The following is a 19,604-nucleotide window of genomic DNA, read 5'->3' on the forward strand; positions in this document are numbered from 1 at the left end:
GATTTACGAAAGCTTTGCCACGCCTGCGGGCGTTGCGAAACGGTTGCTGACGACGTATAAACAGTAGAGCGTACAACAGTAGAGCGTAAAACAGTAGAGCGTAAAACAGTAGTAGAGCGTACTTTCGGGCGAGTGTCATCCAGAGCGCCGACAGAGCTACTTTGATTGAGCAAGCTGCTATCATTTGATTCCTATTAGGTTTCGTACGATTGCTTACACGCGAAGAGCCGCCCGGCTGGGGCGGCTTTTTCTCTAATGAACAATAAGTAGACAGGCTCGCAGATAAGCGGATAGGTTTCGTTAAAAGGGTATTGACATTCCGCAGCAAATCGTTTATCTTTAATTTAAGATAATTAAATCAAAGAAATACAGGGAGGTGAGCACGGTGACACAGCGGCTGAATGACGAGCAAGCAGCTTCGTTGAAAGCATTTGTGGTTCTGTCCAAAGCCTACAAAACGATCATGGACAAAGCGGTCAAAGATATGAAGAAATACGGCTTGTCTCCCTCGGAATTTATGATTATCGAGGTGCTGTACACGAAGGGTAAAATTCCGTTGCAGCAGATCGGCGATAAGGTGCTGATTACGAGCGGCAGCATCACGTATAATATTGACAAGCTGGAGAAAAAAGGGCTGTTGAAGCGTGTGCCTTGCCAGGAGGACCGGCGGGTCATTTACGCCGAGATTACGTCTGCAGGCAGCGAGCTGTTCGACCGTATTTTTCCCGAGCACGCGGCGGCTATTCATGGCTGGACCCAGGCATTGGATCATGAAGAGAAGCAGGAAGCGATCCGTTTGTTAAAAAAATGGGGTAAAAGCATCGAAGATAGCTAGCAGGGACGGCCTCTTACGGTGAGGCGATGTCCTCATGAAAGCTTCAAGGAAGCGCGCTTGCAGCGGTCTGCAAGAAAGAGAGGCTAACAAGCTGCCAAAAGGTTGAAGCGCACAAACGCGAGAAGGTGTCATGAGACAGCTTTCTCTGTCATATATCTTAAATTAAAGATTATTAAATCAAAACAATAGGAGGCTGTTAAGTTATGATGGGATTGGGATTACTTGTGATCAGATTAGTTGTCGGGTTGTTGTTTGTCGGGCATGGCGCGCAAAAGCTGTTCGGGTGGTTCGGCGGTTACGGTCCGAAAGGCACGGGCGGCTGGATGGAGTCAGTCGGCATCAGGCCAGGGGTACTCATGGCGGTGCTGGCAGGCTTGATGGAGCTGGTCGGCGGCGTTTTGTTTGCGGCGGGGCTGGGTATGCCAATAGCAGCTCTGTTATTGACACTTGCGATGCTGGGTGCGATTGTTAAGGTACACGGGAAAAACGGAGTCTGGGCAACAGCAGGCGGCTATGAATATCCGCTGGTGCTGATTGCGGTCGTCATTGGCCTTGCGTTAACCGGAGCCGGAACGCTGTCGCTGGACGCGTTGCTGAAATGATCAGAATTAAGCTGCAATAGCTCATAGCTTCGAACAACAAGCGGAACTCTAATACTCATTCCAGGGAGGAATTTATCATGACACAGCAAACAGCAGGCATTCACCATATTACGGCATTCGCTCGCGATCCACAGGGAAACGTTGATTTTTACGCCGGTGTACTCGGCTTGCGGCTTGTGAAAAGAACGATTAATTTTGATGCGCCGGAGGTTTACCATCTGTACTTTGGCGATCAAAACGGCAGCCCGGGGACGATCATCACCTTTTTCCCTGCGCCAGGTTCATCGAAAGGACAAATCGGCGGCGGACAGGTCGGCATTACGACGTATGTAATACCGGTCGGAGCGATGGGCTTCTGGGAGAGCCGGCTGGAGCGGTTCGGCATTCCTGTAGAGAAAGTGACCCGGTTCGGCGAGACGTATTTGCAGCTGTCCGACAACGAGGGCTTGCGGCTGGAGCTTGTGGAGCGCGCCGAGGGCCAGCCGAATTTGTGGACGTTCGACGGCATTACGGCTGAGCATGCGATCAAAGGCTTTGGCGGAGCGGTGTTGTTCAGCGTAAATCCGGCAAAAACGGCAGATGCGCTGCAGCGGACCCTTGGGCTTGAAAAAGTCGGCGAGGACAGCGGCTATGCCCGCTTCCGGGCTGTCGGCGAGCTCGGCAACATCATTGATGTGCCGCTGGAGGCGATGGCTTGGGGCCACGGCGGCGCCGGTACGGTCCATCATATTGCCTGGCGGGCCAAAGACTTCACGGAGCATGCCGAATGGCAGCAGCTTGCTGCGGAGCACGGCTACCGCCCGACCCAAATCATTGACCGGCAATATTTCAACGCGATTTATTTCCGCGAGGGCGGCGGGCTGCTGTTTGAAATCGCCACCGATCCTCCAGGCTTTGCCCATGATGAATCTGCGGAAACGATGGGCGAAAAATTGATGCTGCCTGCGTGGTATGAGCCGCATCGCGCACAAATTGAAGCGAATTTGCACCCGATTGAAGTCCGGATTGTGGAGGGGAAGCTGCAATGACCATGTCCAAGGAATTTACGATGAAGCATCTGTTTGTACAGGGCGCCGATCCCGGCGCTCCGACGCTGGTGCTGCTGCATGGAACAGGCGGTACGGAGCGGGATTTACTCCCGCTTGCCGCCCGGCTGTCGCCGGGTTCATCGGTGCTGAGCTTACGGGGCAATGTGCTGGAGAACGGGATGCCGCGGTTTTTCCGACGGCTGGCCGAGGGCGTATTTGACGAAGCCGATCTCGTCTTCCGGACGAAGGAAACGGCGGAGTTTCTGAATGAAGCTGCATCCTACTACGGCTTCGACCGCCATAAAGTGATTGCAGTCGGCTACTCAAACGGAGCGAATTTGATCGGCAGCCTGCTGTTCCATTACCCCGATGTGGTAAAAGGGGCCATTCTCCATCACCCGATGGTGCCGCGGCGCGGTATTGCACTCCCGGATCTGACGGGTACGCCTGTGTTCATCGGGGCCGGAACCAATGATCCGATCTGCTCCCCTGCTGAAACGGAGGAGCTGCAGCAGCTGCTTGTTAACGCAGGAGCCGATGTTGCCGTTCACTGGGAGCGTTACGGTCACCAGTTGACGTCGTCGGAGGTTGAAGCAGCCGCAGCCTGGCTGGGTGACCGCCTATGATCGCGATTGATCCGGTTACCCGAAGCGAGCGGGACGTCTATAAGCTGCTGACCGGCTGCATCATTCCCCGGCCGATTGCGCTTGTGACAACTTTATCCAGCGAAGGCGTCGTGAACGCCGCGCCGTTCAGCTATTTCTCGATTGTATCGAGCCATCCGCCGCTTATTTCGATTTCTGTAGGCCGCAAGCAGGGCGAGATGAAGGATACGGCACGCAATGCGAAGCATACTGGAGCTTTTGTCGTTCATATCCCCGACGAATCCATCGTGCTGCCGATGAATGAAACGGCCGCTAACTTGCCGCCCCACGAAAGCGAGCTGGAGCGGGCCGGATTCACAACTGTCGCCAGTGACAGCATCTCGGTGCCCGGGCTGCGGGAGGCGAAGGTACGCATGGAATGTGTGCTGGAGCATAGTCTGGAACTGGGCGGTACCGACCGTCCAGATGGCCAGCCTGCTTGCGATCTGCTGATCGGCCGGATCGTGCGATTCCATCTCAGCGAGGACATCTACGACGCCGAGCACGGCTATATTCGGTCGGACCAGCTGCGCCCGGTCAGCCGTCTGGCTGGCAGCTATTATGCGAAGCTGGGCGAGCTGTTTGCGGTTGACCGGCCGCAGCCGTAAGTACGGAGGGCTTGGCCTGAAGTTAAGCGGCGCGGCCGTTGGACGTGTAGAGATGATGATTTCGCTCGAATCGGGCTTGAATGACCGCGCTTGCAAGTCTGTAAATCCCAGCTCCGGCATGATATACCGTTATCGCCTAAGCAAGGGGTTTGTTCGAGTCCGAGGTGGTTGCGTTAAAGGCGGACCTTTAGCAAGCATAAAAAACGACCTGCGTCTCCTTCAAAAGGAGCAGGTCGTTTTTTTTCGCCAACGTGGTCGTTCAACTCGGCGCCTTCGAAGAAAGCCGCTCGACAAACCGAGTATCGACCCGCACCTTGGCCTGCACATCCTGGCCTTGCTCGATGGATTCCACCACCAGATCAACGGCGAGCTGGGCCATCCGTTTTTTCTCCACATGGACCGTCGTCAGCTCCGGGGAGACGATCAGCGCCTCGGAAATATTGTCGAAGCCGACTACCGAGATGTCCTCCGGAACCCGGAGACCAAGCTCGGTCAACGTTTTCATCGCGCTGATCGCAATGTAGTCGCATTCGCAAAACAGCGCGGTCGGCAGCGGCCGGGCTGCATGCAGGAAAGGCAGCAATTGCTGCTTCAGCTCCTCCTGCGATGAGAGCATTGTCGGCGCAACCGAAAAGTAGTGCTCCGGCGCAACAGCAAGCTCCCGTTCCCGCAAGGCGGCGAGAAAGCCGTTTTTGCGCTCCTCGAAATTATGAATGCGGTCATGCGACGCGATATATCCGATGCTGCGATGACCGATGTCGGCCAGATGAGTGCCGGCCTGGTACGCCCCCATAAAATTATTGATCCCGACGAAATGAACCGGCAGCGTCTCAAAGCAATTATCCAGGACGACGAAATGCGGACCGAGCTCGTCCGATAAGTCGCGAATGGCTTCCACACTGAGATTTGTCCCCAGCAAAATAACCCCGTCGCTTTGCTTTTCCTCAGCCAGTGCGCGAATATCCCGCTCCATATGCTCCGGATGAATGGTCGCAAAACGCAGTGAATACCCTTTGGACCGGCACCGGTCCTCGATAAAATGAATCAGCTCTCGGAAGAAGGGCTGCTGGTAATATTGCTCAAGCACGATGCCTGAATTTGAAAACACAAGAAAGGTCAACGACTTCACGGACAAATCGGCGGAGGACGCTCTTGCTTTCGGCGTATAGCCGTGGTCCTTGGCCACCTGTAAAATCCGTTCTCTGGTTTCAGGGCCGATTCCTGTCTTTCCGCTCAGGGCGAGCGAGACGGCGGATTTTGATACGCCGGCCAGTTTAGCGATGTCTTCCATTTTCACGTTGCACGCGCTCCAATCCGGAAATCGAAAAGTGTTTAGTGAATTTAGTCTACTATTTAATAAGGGTTCGTGCAATAGGTTGTGATATTTACTAAAAAGTTTAGTTTTGGCAGCGTTATTACGAACTAAATTAGGGATTGACGCTTAAAAAACAGCATGATACGATGTATTTACTTCTAAAAATCAAAATTAATTTTAGTTTAGTTTAAGAAATGAACCGACGTTTAGTTTAGTTGTTCTGAAGTGAAATTTAGTTGATTATGGAGGGGTTTGGACAATGAAAAGATTGAAGCTCGGTTATGCTCCGACAAGACGGTTTGTGTTTAGCGCTGAGGATGCATTCAAGTACAAGGTGATGATCCGGGAGAAAATCGAAAGCTTTGGACTGCCGATTGACATCGTGGATCTGGAGGGACTGAACTCGGAAGGGCTGCTCTACGACGATCACATCAATGCGGAGCAGATCGCAAGCCATCTGAAACGGGAAAATGTCGATGCGGTCTTTTTTCCTCACTGTAATTTCGGTACGGAGGATACGGTCGCCCGGGTCGGCAAGGCGCTCGGCAAGCCGGTGCTGCTGTGGGGTCCGCGAGACGAGGCTCCGCTGGAGGATGGGATGCGTTTGCGCGATACGCAGTGCGGCTTGTTTGCGACAGGCAAGGTGCTGCGCCGGTTTAACGTTCCATTTTCGTATGTGACGAACAGCCGGTTGAATGATCCTGTGTTTGAGCGCGGCTTCAGCAACTTCGTCAGCGCAGCTAATGTTGTCAAGCAGTTCCGCAGCCTGCGAATTTTGCAAATCGGGCCGCGCCCGTCCTCGTTCTGGACGATGATGTGTAACGAAGGCGAGCTGCTGGAGCGGTTCGGTATCGAGCTGCATCCGATTACACTGATTGATATTCAGCGCGCCTCCAGCCGCATCGAGAAGGGCAACAGCCCGGAGCTGAAGGCTGCGGTCGATTATATCAAGGAAAAGCTCGACTGGTCCGAGGTGACCGAGGATGATGTAAAACGGATTGCGTCGCTTAAAGTGGCGATGAAGCAATATGCCGAGCAAACCGGCAGCACGGCGATTGCCATCCAGTGCTGGGCTTCGCTCCAGACAGCGATGGGGATTATGCCCTGTCTGGCCAATGCCATCCTGACGGATGAGCAAATTCCCGTGACCTGTGAGACGGATATTCACGGCGCGATTACATCCGTGATGGTACAGGCCGCGACGATGAATGAAGCGCCGACGTTTTTCGCCGATCTGACGGTTCGTCATCCGGAAAACGCCAACGGCGAGCTGCTGTTCCATTGCGGCAACTTCCCGGTGTCGCTGTCGGTGGAAAACAGACCCAAGCTGCGCAAGCACTTCCTGTTCGACGATCATTCGCCGGGCACGCATGAGGGGGAAATTCGCGGCGGCGGCATGACACTGGCCCGCTTCGACGGCGATCACGGGGAATACCAGATGTTTCTTGGCAAAGCGAGAGGGATCGAAGGCCCGTACACACGCGGCTCCTACGTTTGGGTGGAAGTGAATGACTGGCCGATGTGGGAGGAGAAGCTGGTCAAAGGCCCTTATGTGCATCATGCGGTCGGTATTCACGCTAATGTTATTCCGGCTCTCTATGAAGCCTGTCAATACATCCCCGGCCTGACCGCTGACCCTGTCGATCCGACGGAAAGCCAAATCCAGGCATGGCTCAGAGGCCAGGGCTGATCAGAGAGACGAAGGGAAAGTCCAAGGAAAAAGCCAAGGAGGAGCACAACATGATGCAAATCAAGGAGCTGGAAGCCAAAGCGATTCAGATTCGCATGAGCCTGCTGACGATGATTCACAGAGCGAAAACCGGGCATACCGGCGGCTCGCTCAGCAATACCGACATTGTTACGGCGCTGTACTACCGGGTGATGAAAAATGATCCGCAGCGGCCCAAGTGGGACGAGAGGGACCGCTTTGTATTAAGTAAGGGGCATTCGGTCGAATCCTTGTGGTGCGTGCTGGCCGATCGCGGATTTTTCCCGAGCGAAGAGCTGGAGACGTTCAGCCAATTCGGCACCCGGCTCATTGGACACCCCAATAACAAGGTTGCGGGCATCGAAATGAATACCGGCGCGCTCGGCCACGGCCTGGCCGTTGCGATCGGGATGGCGCTGGCGGCGAAGCGGGACGGTAAAAGCTACCGGGCGTTTTGCCTGATGGGCGACGGCGAGCAGGCGGAAGGGTCCGTATGGGAGGCGGCGATGGCCGGCGCTCACTACAAGCTGGACAATCTCGTCGGAATCGTCGACCGCAACCGGCTGCAGATCAGCGGCTCGACGGAGGACGTGATGGGGCTGGAGCCGCTGGAGGACAAGTGGTCGGCGTTCGGCTGGCATGTCGTCAGCCTGGACGGCAACAATATGGCGGAGCTGGTCGAGGCGCTGGAAGCGGCCCCGGCTCGTACCGGCAAGCCGACGCTTATCATGGCGAATACGGTGAAGGGCAAGGGCGTCTCCTTCGCAGAAAATGTGCCGCACTGGCATCATCACGTGCCGAATGATGCGGAGCTGGAGCAGGCGCTTGCCGAGCTGTCAGCCGCGCTGGAGCAGATCAAGCAGGAAGGGCAGGTGCTGTAGCCGATGAAAAATACGATACCTAACCGTCAGGTTATCTGTGAGACTTTGCTGGAGCTGAGCGAGCGCGATTCAGATATCATGGTGCTGGCGAGCGACTCGCGCGGCTCGGCGGCGATGGCTCCGTTTGCCAAGGCGTATCCGAATCAATTTGTCGAGGTTGGCATCGCCGAGCAAAACATTGTCGGCATCTCGGCGGGGCTGGCCCATTCCGGAAAGAAGCCGTTTGTGACCTCCCCGGCTTGCTTCCTGAGCATGCGCAGCATCGAGCAGATTAAAGTGGATGTCGCTTATTCCAATACAAATGTCAAGCTGGTCGGCATCAGCGGAGGCGTCAGCTACGGGGCGCTCGGCATGTCGCATCATTCCGTGCAGGATTTGGCGGTCATGCGAGCCATTCCCGGACTGACGGTTGTGTTGCCCGCTGACCGTCATGAGACGAAAAAGATGACGGAAGCGCTCGTCGATCATCAAGGCGGCGTGTACATGCGCATCGGCCGCAATGCGGTCGAGGACGTGTACGAATCGGACGACTACGAATTTGTGCTGGGCAAGGCAGTTACGCTGCGCGAGGGCCAGGCGCTTACCTTCATCGCTGCTGGCGAAACGGTCCGCGTGGCGCTTGATGCCGCCGCCGCGCTGGAAGAAGCCGGCGTAGCGTGCCGCGTGCTGAATATGCATACGATCAAGCCGCTTGATCAGGAGGCTGTGCTGCGCGCTGCCAGCGAAACCGGCGGGATTATTACCGTCGAGGAGCACAGCATTCATGGCGGTTTGGGTGCTGCCGTCGCCGAAGTCGTCGTGCAGCACAAGCCGGTTCCGATGCGCATTGTCGGAATTCCGGATGAGCCGGCTATTGCAGGCAAAACGGCGGAGGTGTTCGCCCATTACGGCATCCAGGCGGAGCAGTTGAAACGTATGGCGCTGGATTTGCTTGGCAAGTAGGAGGTCTAGGCATGACGAAGACAACGGATTATTTGGTCGTGGTGGATCAGAGCACCTCGGGGACGAAGGCGCTGGTCGTAAACCGCGAAGGCGCAATTGTGGCCAAGCGGGCGGCTGATCATAAGCAATATTACCCGCAGGCGGGCTGGGTGGAGCATGATCCGCTGGAAATTTACGAGCAGGTGAAGCGTACGATCCGCGAGGCGGTGCAGGCGGCCGGGATTACGCCCGGTCAGCTTGCCGCGCTCACGATCACCAACCAGCGGGAAACAGCCGTCCTGTGGGACCGAACGACCGGCAAGCCGGTGCATCATGCGATCGTCTGGCAATGCCAGCGTACCGCAGACCAGTGCGCCGCCTACAAGGCGGACGGACATGAGGCGACGGTGCAGGCCAAAACCGGCCTGCTGCTGGACCCGTATTTCTCGGCGGCCAAATGGGGCTGGATGCTGGAGCGGGTGGATGGCGTCGGTGAGCTGCTGGCCGCAGGCAGGCTGCTCGCAGGCACGATCGACAGCTGGCTGATCTGGAAGCTGACCGGCGGACAGGTCCATGCGACGGACTATACCAATGCAAGTCGGACGTCGTTGTTTAACATTTACACGCTGCAGTGGGACGAGGAGCTGTGCGGGCTGTTCGGCGTGCCGGCCGGTTTGCTGCCGCAGGTGCTTGATTCGGATGCGGTGTATGGACATACGGCTGATCCGGAGCTGTTTGCCGAATCCGTCCCGATTACGGGTGTCATCGGCGATTCGCAGGCAGCGCTGTACGGACAGCTGTGCATCGAGCCGGGCATGGCCAAGGCGACCTACGGCACCGGCACCTCGGTGCTGATGAACGTGGGCGAGCAGCCGCCGCCTGCCCGCAGCGGGCTGGTCACGGCGATTGCCTGGGGCACGCGCGGCAAGGTGACGTATGCGCTGGAGGTAGTCATTCGCAGCTCGGGCGACAGCGTCAAGTGGGTGCGGGATGAGCTGAACCTGTTTGGCAGCTTCGAGGAGCTGGACGGGCTGCTGCAGGAGGCGCCGGACAACGACGGCGTTTATCTGGTGCCGGCCTTCGTCGGGCTGGGCGCGCCGCACTGGGACCCTTATGCGCGGGCCGCCTTTATGGGCATGCACCGGGGGACCGGGCGGGCGCATCTGGTTCGGGCGGCGCTGGAAAGCATCGCTTACCAGGTCAGCGATGCGGTGGAATGGATGCAGGCGGAGTCCGGCGCGACGCTGCAGGAGCTGCGCGCAGACGGCGGCGCGACCGCTAACGCCGTCCTGATGCAGTTTCAGGCCGATATGCTCGGCCGGACGGTGATTTGCTCTGACGTCGCCGAGCTGTCGGCGATGGGGTCCGTTTATTTGGGCGGCATCGGTATCGGCTGGTGGGCATCCACCGACGAGCTTGCGTTGCTGCCGCGGTCTTACCGTCATTATGAGCCGGCGATGGAATCGGCGAAACGGGAGCGGGCGCAGGCAGGCTGGAAACGCGCCGTGGCGGGTGTGCTGGCTCAGCGGGCGCAAGCCTGACGCTGCCTGGCTGGCTCTGCGCAGTTGCGCCTGCCGGACAAGCGTCGCTATGGGCAGCAAAGAAAAAGGCTACCCAGTAAACACTGGATAACCTGATAATACGGAAGAGTCCGGACACTTTAACGGGTCCCCCTGCGTTAAACACTTTTTCTAAGTGTCCAGAGCAGGGGGACTCGTTTGTGACTTCGGACTTTTAAAACGCAAATGCAGCTTTACCGAAACGGCTTCGATATAGAAGCTTTTCTTAAGAGTCGCTCATCCTTGAATGGCCTCGGTAGAGGTTTTCTTACATAGGCTAACGATCAGGCTGTGGTCAGCCGGACGGTGATTCCCGACGGATCGGTGACGTACCAGCCGTCCTCCTGCTCGGTCACGGCGATATCCTGCCCGCGCACCCGATCCAGCGTATGCTGCAGGTCAGCGGCTTCCGGGAATACAAGCGTGTAGAAGATCAGCCCGGTTGCGTCTTCGGCGCGCGGCGCGATATGCTCCCCGGCCCAGATGTTCAGCCCGAGATGGTGGTGGTAGCCGCCGGCTGATACGAACAGAGCGCCATGGGAGCTGGCATCGGCCGTAACGTCAAAGCCGAGCACCTCGCAGTAGAAATGCCTGGCAGCCTGCAGCTGGCTGACATGCAGATGGACGTGGCCCATCACGGTGCCTTGCGGCAGACCGTCCCACTCCACATCGGCCGCCAGCGCCAGCAAGCCGTCCCAGTCAATCGGGTCGGTTGCCATGATGGTTTGGCCGTTGGCGTCCCGCTGCCAGGTGTCGCGCGGGCGGTCGCAATAAATTTCGATGCCGTGCTGATCAGGGTCGGTAATATATAACGCTTCGCTAACCAGATGGTCGGCTTGGCCGATATGAAGGTCTGAACGAATCAAATTATGCAGAGACGCGCCGAGATCGCGACGGGTCGGCAGCAGCAGCGCGAAATGGTACAACCCGGCAGCCGAGCGGCGGGGCGTTACTTTGGCCGAAGGGTCTTCCTCCAAAATAACGAGCGGACTGCGGCCGTCAGCTGTCAAGCCCACCTCGCCGGGATTGGCCCAGAGCAGTCCGAGGCCTACGACCTCGCGGTAAAAGGTTAAAGAACGCGACAAATCGGACACCTTGAGCTTAACCGGTCCTAATTTCAGATCATCTGGAAGAGGATGGGACATGGCAGTTTGCTCCTTTTAATTACTATTTGTAATTAAATATATTATAGTGATTTGTGGCTGTCAAACTCTGGCCTCGGACGGCTCGATCCGTGAGCCGCTTTTAAAGCATGGCATGTACGACTCGACGCCAAAAGGACCGATTCCATTGACTGCACCCCGTCAAGTAGAGGTTTATTCATTAAACCTGTCTACTTAAAGGGGAGCAGTTCAATGGGGAAGGTCCTTTTTAGCGCGCTGAAATAAAGAATAATGAGCTTATAAAGGTAAGCCTATGCGGCTTTTGTAACGTGTGATCAGCACCTGGCAATCGACGCTTGTAATGCCGGGCAGCGAATACAGCTTTTCTCGCAGAAACGTTTCCATCTCCTGATTGGTCGCGAATAATCCATGCATGTAAAGCTTGCTTGGCCCGGTTGTATGGTACAGGTTGGTGACGACCGGCTCGGCGGACAGCTTCTCTGCGACCTCCTGCATGTGCTGCGGCTCCAGATCAATATGGAAAATGGCGGTTACGGCAATGCCGATTTTGGCCGGGTTCAGAACGGCTGTAAATTGTTCAATTACACCGCTATCCACTAGCGTATGAATGCGGGCCTGGACAGCGACGCGGGATAACCCAATTTCTTTCCCTAATTCTGTGTAAGATATTCTTCCGTTATTAGTTAGTTCATTTATGATTTTTCTGTCGATATCATCAATATCTACCCTAGATGGGTTATGTTGCATGGCAGTCAGCCCCATTCCACAATTTACCTTTTTCTTGCCGAATGAAAGAGAACGGCTTCATTCATTTCCCGTATACCCTAAATATATCGCGTAAATCCAACGTTTTCAATGCGGCATCCTAAATTTCATCCATGATTCCGCTAATCTAAACAGCCTTTCAGGAAAATATATGAAATTTTATGATTCGGATATTATGTTAGTTAATATAACGTGAAGGAAGAACTGATTTTCGTTTCAATTTGGTATTATGCGGTTAATTGCAGGGTAAACAGGGAGGGGTGGAGCGATGAAGCGGACCAGATGGTTGATTGCGGCAATAGCCGGCGGCATGATGATGACCGGAGCGGAAAGAAAAATCGTTTGACAGCGGCGTTCAGCTTGTGGATAGCAGGCCTGCGTCCTATTCAACAAAACCTGACGGTGAAGGGCTGCCGTCAGGTTTTTGCATCTTCGGCAGGCAGCTGAGCTTCCAGGTTGTTCCAGCTTTATGCCGCTTCCTTCGCTCAGCGCGGTTAGCTTGTAGCTTGTTGGCTATCTGAAGTCAGCTTCAAGCGACAGTGACAAGCTTACTTCCGCTTTGTACGCTGCCCGCCCTTGCCAGGCGACAAGCCGACACCGCCGGTTTGCATCGCGATGGATTCGATATGCCAGCTATCGAGCACGGTCGGTCTGCGCATACGCAGCAGCAGGGTCAGCCGCTCGGGTTTCGCATCCTTGCGGGCCAGCTCAACCTGCATGGGCAAGTCCACAGCAAGCTGTCCCGTTCCGGGAAATGCTCGAAGCCGCCCGGCCGGAGCAGGAGGGGAGGATCGCCGGATTGCCGTAATTCCGTCCATCCACTGGCGCATCGGGCTTAGCTGAGGATGGTTCAGGCTGCCCAGGCTGGCGGCAAGCAGCGCCGGATCGCCAAGATGCAGCGCGGCTATATACAGATCAGCCACCTGCTCCGCTTCGGCCTGCCGCATATAGTCGTTCAATGTGCCGCTGGCCTTGTACACCATAAGCTGATGCTCCAGATCCACCTGACCGGAGCCATGGGTTGTGCTGCCCAGAAAATGCAGGCAGAAATGTCCGTTAAACTCGTTATCCGGAATGCCGTCGCCTCCATGCGGCATTCCGGCCATGGAGGCGGCCAGCCGCTGGCCGTCGGCGGTTTGGACCAGCACAGCCCGGCGCTTCCAGCTCCACACTCCGTTATAAATATGCTTCATCACGGCGCTGTCTGCTTTGGTCAGCGGCTGCACATCGGCGTGGTGCTGTCCGGCGCGGCGCTGCACCTGAAAGGTCAGCCCAGTCTCGACATCGGTCAAGGCGAAGGTCGAAAGCTTGGGCATGATCCGGCTGACCTCCTCCCAGGGCAGCCGCTTGCCGTAATGCGCCGTCCTGAGCTGACGGGACTGTTCCTTCAAATAAGCGCGTGTCGCGCTGTCCGGCCACAGCGCTCGGCTCGACGTCGCTTCGTACAGCTCGCCTTGCCCGCCAATCCAATACTGGGCGAGCTGACCGTTCCGCTGCAGCTTTAATTGTACATCCGAGATGGGCAGCTCGGTCGGCTCAAGGGCTGAATGCTCCTCAGTCTCAGTCGCCGCCGTCAGCGCACGGCTCAGACGTGCGGCATCTAATGGAAGCTCCGACGCCAGGGCAGCCTGTGTGGAAGATTTCACAATCAGTACCGCAGCAGAATTGTCTTTGTCGGCGGCATAAACGGCGCAAGTAAATGTGCGTGCAATCAGGCAGACCGTCAGAGCCAGAGCAAGCCCGAATCGGCAGGTTTTGCGAATCATTCCAATGCTCCTCCACAACATAAGGATGGTTATGAGCTACAGCGTTTGCCGGATTCGGTGAACTCATGCAGGAACTTAAAGGGAACATAGTTTATCCCGTCTAGGCTCATCCTAAGTGAGCTTGTTCAAGGAGGGATACGACATGCGCCTGCGTTTATTCATGCGCCTATTCACAAGTATACTGATCACGTTGCTGCTGATGACTTTACTGTGCGTACCTCAGCTGGAGGCTGCGCCGCGCAAGCAATCGAACGGCCGTCTTTATTATGAAAACCGTGGCGAGGTCGTCTGGGAGGTGCCCAGCGAGGAAAAGGTGATCGCGCTCACCTTTGATGACGGACCGGACGAGACGGATACGCCGGCAATTTTGGACCTGCTCAAGCAATATGGAGCCAAGGCGACCTTTTTCGTCGTCGGAAAGCGGGTCGAGCTGCTGCCGGAGCTGGTCAAACGCGAAGTGGACGAAGGTCATGAGATTGCCAATCATACGTACAGCCATATGTATTTCAAAAAGAATATACCGGACCGGAAAATCGAGGAGCAGCTCGTCAAAGCGGAGCGGGTGATTGCGGAAGTGACGGGCAAAACGACAAAGCTGTTTCGTCCGCCGGGCGGCTATTACAGCGAGCATGTTGTGCGTACGGCGAAAAAAGCCGGCTACCTCGTCGTAATGTGGTCCTGGCATCAGGATACCGAGGATTGGAATACGCCGGGTGTGCAGCGGATTGTCCGCAAGGTGCTTGACCATGCGCGCAATGGCGATATTGTGCTGTTTCATGATCACGTCGAGGGCCGGACGCAGACGGTGGAGGCGCTGAAGCAAATTTTGCCTGAGCTGCAGGCCCGGGGTTACAAGTTTGTCACGGTTACGGAGCTGTTAAGCTACCGCAAGTCAACGACGGTAGAAAAGTGAAGGAGATTATCAGCTTGATGAGTTTTATCAACTAAGTCTCTAGCGCTAAGCGGGTTATTCTATGAATTCGGCAGACTTATCATTAAATTTATAGCCAACGCCGCGAATGGTGCGGATATAATGAGGCTTTGCCGGATTCTTCTCCAGTTTTTTTCGCAAATTATAAATATGTACCATGACCGTATGCGTATCACCCATATGGACGTCATCCCAGAGCAGCGAAAACAGCTGCTCGTTTTTGTATACCCGGTTTGGATTTTTAGCGAGATGGAACAGCAGCTTGAATTCCTTGGCCTGGGGCAGGGGGCAAAATTTGCATACATTGTGCGCTGGAGGAATGGAATGGCGATGACGATCTTGCCGGCCAGCTCACCATACGCGTTCAGGATAACGGAGCAGGCATTCAGGAGGAGTCGCTTCCATATTGTATTCGACCGCTTCTTCCGAGATAAGTATGATCGGCAGGCGGTTCAGGGGAGCGGCATTGGCCTTGCGATCGCCAAAGAAATCGTCCAATATCATGAGGGGAGCATCCATGTGGAGAGCGGGAGTGGGCAGGACCTTCTATTTCATGCTTCCGCTGTACGTTTTTGAGTAACGGGCTTCCCAAAAAAGCACCTGTTGTTCCCTTGCCATGACTGTGAATTCGGAATGAAGGCTTGTACGCTGCTGCCCCCGACGGGATGTGTTATACTGGGGAACACAGAACGCTCGGAGAACGGAAGCGGCAGGCAAAGGGGCAAGCGGAGCAATGGATCGACAGAATGGAACAGGGCAGTTGAATGGATTCAAGCGGCAGGAGAAGTCAGATGTGAGTCCAATTGAAAAGCTACATGAAAAGCCACATGAAAAGCTGGAGCGGCTAACCGGCAAGGAGAAGCCTGTGACGCAAGCGGAGGAGCGGTTTTTCCAACGTAAATTCACTGAAATCGGCGTCAAGCTTAATCAGGTGCAGCAGCAGGCCGTCGTCCAAACGGAAGGGCCGCTGCTGCTGCTTGCTTCGCCGGGCTCAGGGAAAACGACGACGCTAATTATGCGAATCGGCTATTTGCTGGAGGAAAAAGGGGTACATCCTTCGCGGATCAAAGCGGTAACGTTTAGCCGCGCTTCAGCGGCTGATATGAAGGAGCGGTTTGCGCGATTTTTTCCGGCGCTGCCGCCGGTTCCATTTTCCACGATTCACAGCTTCGCCTTCGGGGTGGTGCGAGAGTCAATGCGACGCACGGGGACGGCGTACCGGATTATTGAAGGCGAGCTGCGTGCGGAGCAGCAGGAAGAGGAGCTTTTGGAGGGGCGGCTGGAGGAGCAGCAGGTGCAACAAGGACAGCAGGTGCAGCAAAGACAGCATCAGCCATGGCTGCTTGACAGCAATGGCCGCCGCGAGCTTCCGCTGCACAAAAAGCTTATTTTGCGGCAGCTGTTCACCGATATTGTCGGCGGGGTGATCACGGATGATCAGATGGAGGACCTGACGACTTACATCAGCTTGGTCAAAAACAAAATGCTTCGCCCGGAGGAGTGGGCATCTGTGCCTTGCGAGGTGCGGCAGGCCGACTCTATTTTACATGCATATGAAGCTTTTAAGCGCCGGGGGGAGGAGCGGCTCCTTGATTTCGATGATATGCTGACGCTGGCTAATCAGGCGCTGGAGCAGGATGCGCAGCTGCTGGCCAAATACCAGCGCAGCTACGATTATGTGCTGACGGATGAAAGCCAGGATACATCGGCCGTCCAGCATGCGATTGTGGAGAAGCTGGTGCGTCGCCACAAAAATTTGTGCGTGGTAGCCGATGACGACCAGTCGATCTACAGCTGGCGCGGGGCTGAGCCGTCATATTTGCTGCAATTCCGCAGCGTGTACCCGAATGCGCTGACCTTGGTTATGGGACAAAATTATCGCTCCACCGGCCAGATCGTGCGGACAGCGGATCAGTTTATCAAGCGGAACAAACGGCGATACGACAAGCGGATGTTTACGCAAAATCCGGATGGCAAGCCGATTGTCGTCCGCAGCCTGAGCAGCTATGCGTTTCAGGCCGGGTATCTCGTTCGGGCGATAACAGGCTGCGAAAACTTGCGCGAAATCGCCATTTTGTACCGGAATAACGCATCGGCGATCGGTCTGATGCATGCGTTTGATCAAGCGGGCATTCCTTTTTATATGAAGGATGCGGATTTGCGCTTTTTTTCGCATTGGGTTGTTGAGGATGTACTGAACTTTATGCGGATGTCGTATACCGACAAGCGGCCCGAGCTGCTGGAGAAAATTCATATGAAGCTGATCGGGTACATCACGAAGCGGCAGATCGCCGAGCTGAAGAGCATCGCAAGCGGAGGCTCGGTGTTTGACCAGCTGGTTGAGCAGGTGGAGCTGCGGGACTACCAGCCCAAGCTGCTGCTGGAGGCCAAGGAGGCGTTTCGGGACATGCGGCACATGCCGCCCCGCGAGGCGATTCGCCTGATCCGCGACAAGCTGGGCTACGATAAAGCGATCGACCGGATGTGCGAGCGGCTTGGGTTTCGCAAGGCGTATTTGCTTGGCATCCTGCATACATTGGAGGAAATCGCCGAGCCGTTCCAAACGCTGGAGCAATTCGCGCGGCAGCTCAAGCATCTGGAGCAGGTGCTCAAGCAATCGCGCGCCCGCAAAAGCCATAACGCGGTAACCTGCTCAACCTTCCACAGCGCCAAAGGGCTTGAGTTCAAACAGGTCTACATGATTGACCTCATCGACGGCATCATCCCGTCCGCCGAGGACCGCGAGCGGCCGGTCGATGGAGAAAGCTCGTTAATGGAGGAGGCGGTGCGGCTTTTTTATGTCGGCATGACACGCGCGCAGCATGATCTGGAGCTGATTACATACCGGGAGCGGGATGGCGACAAGGTGCTGGAATCGCCATTTGTCACGGATGTGCGGAACATTGTTGATCCGGATGCGGCGGCAGCGCACAGGCGCGAGGGGCAGTCGGCTGGCGGGCAACGGGCGAGCAAGGGAGCCGAGGCTGGGGAACAGGCGGGCCGGCTGCGGACCAGCAAAGGAGCCAGGACTGGGACCAGAATGGGCGTCAGCACGGGGGCTGGTCAGCAGGCACAGGGGCAGCGCTCTGGCTTCGATATGGCGAATGGAAGCGGCTCCGCCGGGCGCTCCGCGCAAGTCCAGGTGCGGACAGCAGCAGCTCAGTTGGCAAAGCCTGGGCCAAATGCGATCCGGGACAGCAGCGAATTGCAGCCGGGCAAGCGGGTGCGCCATCGTACATTTGGCGTCGGCGACGTTATAAGGCTAAGCGGCGAACGGGTTCACGTGCAGTTTGCAGCCGGAGAGAAGGCCTTGTCGGTGGTTACCTGTCTGGAAACGGGGCTGCTGGAGCGGGAGTAACTTTCAATTGACAAGCCGATACAGGTTTGCTAGGATGACTATCATTCATAGAAACCTGACATAGCTATGTTATGGAAAAGGGACGGAGAACGTTTATGCCAAGTCATACCGCCAAGCTTCCGACCGGGAAGCTGACGAACCGCAAGCTGGTGACACTCGGCTTGATGGCCGCTATTTTTATCGGGGCGCTCGATGTAACGGTTGTCAGCACGGCCACGCCGCATATTGTTGACGATCTGAGCGGGCTAAGCATGGTGACGTGGGTATTTTCGATTTATACGCTGACCACCTGTGTAGCTACGCCGATTTTCGGGAAGCTGGCCGACCTGTACGGCCGGAAATCCGTGTTCTTGACCGGGCTGATCCTGTTTGTGCTCGCATCGGTGCTGTGCGGGCTGGCGGAGTCGATGACCAGTCTTGTCTGGTTTCGCGCTTTAAAAGGAATTGGAGCGGGAGCGCTGGCCCCGGTTACATTTACGATTATAGGCGATTTGTATCCTGGCGAGCAGCGGGGCAAAATGCAAGGACTGGTCTCCTCCGTATGGTCGGTGGCCGGGCTGCTTGGCCCGCTGGTCGGCGGTTATTTCGTCGATTACTTATCGTGGCGCTGGATTTTTCTAATGAATGTTCCGGTGGGCATTCTGTCGTTTGTGCTGGTGCTGGGCTTCCTGCACGAGCGCTTCGAGCGGCAGGAACGGCGGATTGATTATGCGGGCGCAGCGGCGTTTACGCTCGGCATCTCCGCGCTGCTGCTTGCGCTGCTCAGCGGGGGCGAAAGCTTGCCGTGGAGCTCGCCGCTGATCGTTGTGCTGTTTGCTGTTGCAACTGCCGCTCTGCTGCTGTTTATTCGCATCGAAGGCCGGGCGCAGGAGCCGATGATTCCGCTCGGGTTATTCCGCAATAGCGTGATGAACGTGTCGAATTTGAGCGGGTTTCTTGCCTTTGCCATTTCGACGGGCACGACGATTTATGCGCCGATGTGGATTCAAACGCTGCTTGGCTACAGCGCCACCAGCTCCGGACTGATGGTTATGCCGATGTCGCTGGCGTGGACGGTTGCCGCGATGGCGGCAGGCAAGCTGATGTTCCGGCTGGGCGCCAAGCCGTTTATCGTGCTTGGGTCGCTGCTGGTGCTGCTCGGCGGCGTCTGGCTGATGGCGCTGCAAATTACGTCCCCGTTCTGGTGGATGACAGCTATTTTGGTGATCATTGGCTTCGGCATGGGCTGTATGGCGACGCCGCAAACGGTACTGATCCAGTCCGCCGTCGGCTGGGAGCAGCGCGGTGTAGCGACCGCGACCAGCTCGCTGATGCGATCGCTTGGGCAGACCGTGGGCGTGGCGGTTTTCGGGGTGCTGTTTAACAGCCAGCTGATCGCAAACACGGATGCGGAGCTGGTCAGCGGCATCCAGGCCGTATTTGTCGGCTTTTTCGTCATCGCTTTGCTGAACGTGGCGGCTGTGCTGTTTCTGCCGTCGGCCAGCAAGATGAGGGAGGTTCAGTAGGGGGGCTTTGACGCTTGTAATATTTTACACTTTAAAGGAAAAATATCAGGATGT

Annotated in this window: 18 protein-coding genes and 1 pseudogene; 14 read left to right on the plus strand and 5 right to left on the minus strand. The window is 56.2% G+C overall.

Annotated features, from left to right (window positions below):
• Positions 1–385: 385 nt before the first annotated feature.
• From AC6ROY_RS13645 to AC6ROY_RS13665, 5 genes are all read left to right on the plus strand, one after another.
• Positions 386–835 (plus strand): MarR family winged helix-turn-helix transcriptional regulator, encoded by a 450-nt coding sequence (locus tag AC6ROY_RS13645; protein WP_500101078.1) that lies wholly within the window; start codon positions 386–388, stop codon positions 833–835.
• Positions 836–1,038: 203 nt separating this feature from the next.
• Positions 1,039–1,437 (plus strand): DoxX family protein, encoded by a 399-nt coding sequence (locus AC6ROY_RS13650; RefSeq protein WP_500101079.1) that lies wholly within the window; start codon positions 1,039–1,041, stop codon positions 1,435–1,437.
• A 77-nt stretch (positions 1,438–1,514) separates the two neighbouring features.
• Positions 1,515–2,465 carry a ring-cleaving dioxygenase gene (locus tag AC6ROY_RS13655; RefSeq protein ID WP_500101080.1) on the plus strand — a complete coding sequence of 317 codons (951 nt, stop codon included), beginning with the start codon at positions 1,515–1,517 and terminating at the stop codon, positions 2,463–2,465.
• 20 nt (positions 2,466–2,485) lie between these two features.
• Positions 2,486–3,091: an alpha/beta hydrolase gene (locus AC6ROY_RS13660; protein WP_500101249.1), complete on the plus strand. Its 606-nt coding sequence runs from the start codon at positions 2,486–2,488 to the stop codon at positions 3,089–3,091.
• On the plus strand, positions 3,088–3,717 hold the full coding sequence (locus AC6ROY_RS13665) for a flavin reductase family protein (RefSeq protein WP_500101081.1): 630 nt from the start codon (positions 3,088–3,090) through the stop codon (positions 3,715–3,717). The genes AC6ROY_RS13660 and AC6ROY_RS13665 overlap by 4 nt, the downstream gene beginning before the upstream one ends.
• Positions 3,718–3,976: 259 nt before the next feature.
• On the opposite strand, the gene AC6ROY_RS13670 is transcribed toward AC6ROY_RS13665, so the two are convergent.
• Entirely contained in the window at positions 3,977–5,014 is a 1,038-nt protein-coding gene (locus AC6ROY_RS13670; RefSeq protein ID WP_500101082.1) for a LacI family DNA-binding transcriptional regulator, read from the minus strand.
• 277 nt (positions 5,015–5,291) lie between these two features.
• On the opposite strand from AC6ROY_RS13670, the gene AC6ROY_RS13675 reads away from it, so the two are divergent.
• From AC6ROY_RS13675 to glpK, 4 genes are read left to right on the plus strand one after another with little or no spacing between them, the layout of a single operon-like run.
• Positions 5,292–6,722 carry an L-fucose/L-arabinose isomerase family protein gene (locus tag AC6ROY_RS13675; RefSeq protein WP_500101083.1) on the plus strand — a complete coding sequence of 477 codons (1,431 nt, stop codon included), beginning with the start codon at positions 5,292–5,294 and terminating at the stop codon, positions 6,720–6,722.
• Positions 6,723–6,772: 50 nt separating this feature from the next.
• On the plus strand, positions 6,773–7,621 hold the full coding sequence (locus tag AC6ROY_RS13680; RefSeq protein ID WP_500101084.1) for a transketolase: 849 nt from the start codon (positions 6,773–6,775) through the stop codon (positions 7,619–7,621).
• Positions 7,622–7,624: 3 nt separating this feature from the next.
• A complete protein-coding gene (locus AC6ROY_RS13685; protein WP_500101085.1) occupies positions 7,625–8,563 on the plus strand; it encodes a transketolase family protein in 939 nt (312 codons plus the stop codon).
• 11 nt (positions 8,564–8,574) lie between these two features.
• Complete coding sequence (glpK, locus tag AC6ROY_RS13690; protein WP_500101086.1) at positions 8,575–10,083, plus strand: glycerol kinase GlpK; 1,509 nt, start codon at positions 8,575–8,577, stop codon at positions 10,081–10,083.
• Positions 10,084–10,385: 302 nt separating this feature from the next.
• On the opposite strand, the gene AC6ROY_RS13695 is transcribed toward glpK, so the two are convergent.
• Together AC6ROY_RS13695 and AC6ROY_RS13700 are read right to left on the minus strand one after the other, a co-directional pair.
• Positions 10,386–11,246 (minus strand): VOC family protein, encoded by an 861-nt coding sequence (locus tag AC6ROY_RS13695; RefSeq protein WP_500101088.1) that lies wholly within the window; start codon positions 11,244–11,246, stop codon positions 10,386–10,388.
• 255 nt (positions 11,247–11,501) lie between these two features.
• Positions 11,502–11,972, minus strand: coding sequence for an Lrp/AsnC family transcriptional regulator (locus tag AC6ROY_RS13700; protein ID WP_500101089.1), 471 nt, complete (start codon positions 11,970–11,972; stop codon positions 11,502–11,504).
• 210 nt (positions 11,973–12,182) lie between these two features.
• Here AC6ROY_RS13700 and AC6ROY_RS13705 point away from each other — a divergent pair, with 210 nt between their 5' ends.
• Positions 12,183–12,437 (plus strand): hypothetical protein, encoded by a 255-nt coding sequence (locus AC6ROY_RS13705; RefSeq protein WP_500101090.1) that lies wholly within the window; start codon positions 12,183–12,185, stop codon positions 12,435–12,437.
• A 101-nt stretch (positions 12,438–12,538) separates the two neighbouring features.
• Here the strand turns inward: AC6ROY_RS13705 and AC6ROY_RS13710 are convergent, their stop codons facing one another.
• Positions 12,539–13,756 carry a hypothetical protein gene (locus AC6ROY_RS13710; protein ID WP_500101091.1) on the minus strand — a complete coding sequence of 406 codons (1,218 nt, stop codon included), beginning with the start codon at positions 13,754–13,756 and terminating at the stop codon, positions 12,539–12,541.
• A gap of 142 nt (positions 13,757–13,898) precedes the next feature.
• Here AC6ROY_RS13710 and AC6ROY_RS13715 point away from each other — a divergent pair, with 142 nt between their 5' ends.
• Positions 13,899–14,669, plus strand: coding sequence for a polysaccharide deacetylase family protein (locus AC6ROY_RS13715; RefSeq protein ID WP_500101092.1), 771 nt, complete (start codon positions 13,899–13,901; stop codon positions 14,667–14,669).
• Between the two features lie 54 nt (positions 14,670–14,723).
• On the opposite strand, the pseudogene AC6ROY_RS13720 reads toward AC6ROY_RS13715, so the two are convergent.
• Positions 14,724–14,963: pseudogene (locus AC6ROY_RS13720) on the minus strand (winged helix-turn-helix domain-containing protein); the annotation flags it as partial.
• 54 nt (positions 14,964–15,017) lie between these two features.
• On the opposite strand from AC6ROY_RS13720, the gene AC6ROY_RS13725 reads away from it, so the two are divergent.
• The 3 genes from AC6ROY_RS13725 (at position 15,018) to AC6ROY_RS13735 (ending at position 19,550) form a co-directional block, all read left to right on the plus strand.
• Complete coding sequence (locus tag AC6ROY_RS13725) at positions 15,018–15,263, plus strand: ATP-binding protein (RefSeq protein WP_500101250.1); 246 nt, start codon at positions 15,018–15,020, stop codon at positions 15,261–15,263.
• A gap of 289 nt (positions 15,264–15,552) precedes the next feature.
• Positions 15,553–18,045: an ATP-dependent helicase gene (locus AC6ROY_RS13730; RefSeq protein WP_500101251.1), complete on the plus strand. Its 2,493-nt coding sequence runs from the start codon at positions 15,553–15,555 to the stop codon at positions 18,043–18,045.
• 95 nt (positions 18,046–18,140) lie between these two features.
• Entirely contained in the window at positions 18,141–19,550 is a 1,410-nt protein-coding gene (locus AC6ROY_RS13735; protein ID WP_500101094.1) for an MDR family MFS transporter, read from the plus strand.
• Positions 19,551–19,604 lie beyond the last annotated feature (54 nt).

It is taken from the genome of Paenibacillus sp. sg306046 (assembly GCF_059821225.1).

What these genes read in the sequence shown, in the direction of transcription:
- AC6ROY_RS13650 (WP_500101079.1), top strand. Translation starts at nt 1,039, where the DNA reads ATGATGGGATTGGGATTACTTGTGATCAGATTAGTTGTCGGGTTGTTG.
- AC6ROY_RS13655 (WP_500101080.1), top strand. Translation starts at nt 1,515, where the DNA reads ATGACACAGCAAACAGCAGGCATTCACCATATTACGGCATTCGCTCGC.
- AC6ROY_RS13660 (WP_500101249.1), top strand. Translation starts at nt 2,486, where the DNA reads ATGAAGCATCTGTTTGTACAGGGCGCCGATCCCGGCGCTCCGACGCTG.
- AC6ROY_RS13665 (WP_500101081.1), top strand. Translation starts at nt 3,088, where the DNA reads ATGATCGCGATTGATCCGGTTACCCGAAGCGAGCGGGACGTCTATAAG.
- AC6ROY_RS13675 (WP_500101083.1), top strand. Translation starts at nt 5,292, where the DNA reads ATGAAAAGATTGAAGCTCGGTTATGCTCCGACAAGACGGTTTGTGTTT.
- AC6ROY_RS13680 (WP_500101084.1), top strand. Translation starts at nt 6,773, where the DNA reads ATGATGCAAATCAAGGAGCTGGAAGCCAAAGCGATTCAGATTCGCATG.
- AC6ROY_RS13685 (WP_500101085.1), top strand. Translation starts at nt 7,625, where the DNA reads ATGAAAAATACGATACCTAACCGTCAGGTTATCTGTGAGACTTTGCTG.
- glpK (WP_500101086.1), top strand. Translation starts at nt 8,575, where the DNA reads ATGACGAAGACAACGGATTATTTGGTCGTGGTGGATCAGAGCACCTCG.
- AC6ROY_RS13695 (WP_500101088.1), bottom strand. Translation starts at nt 11,246, where the DNA reads ATGTCCCATCCTCTTCCAGATGATCTGAAATTAGGACCGGTTAAGCTC.
- AC6ROY_RS13700 (WP_500101089.1), bottom strand. Translation starts at nt 11,972, where the DNA reads ATGCAACATAACCCATCTAGGGTAGATATTGATGATATCGACAGAAAA.
- AC6ROY_RS13710 (WP_500101091.1), bottom strand. Translation starts at nt 13,756, where the DNA reads ATGATTCGCAAAACCTGCCGATTCGGGCTTGCTCTGGCTCTGACGGTC.
- AC6ROY_RS13715 (WP_500101092.1), top strand. Translation starts at nt 13,899, where the DNA reads ATGCGCCTGCGTTTATTCATGCGCCTATTCACAAGTATACTGATCACG.
- AC6ROY_RS13725 (WP_500101250.1), top strand. Translation starts at nt 15,018, where the DNA reads ATGACGATCTTGCCGGCCAGCTCACCATACGCGTTCAGGATAACGGAG.
- AC6ROY_RS13735 (WP_500101094.1), top strand. Translation starts at nt 18,141, where the DNA reads ATGCCAAGTCATACCGCCAAGCTTCCGACCGGGAAGCTGACGAACCGC.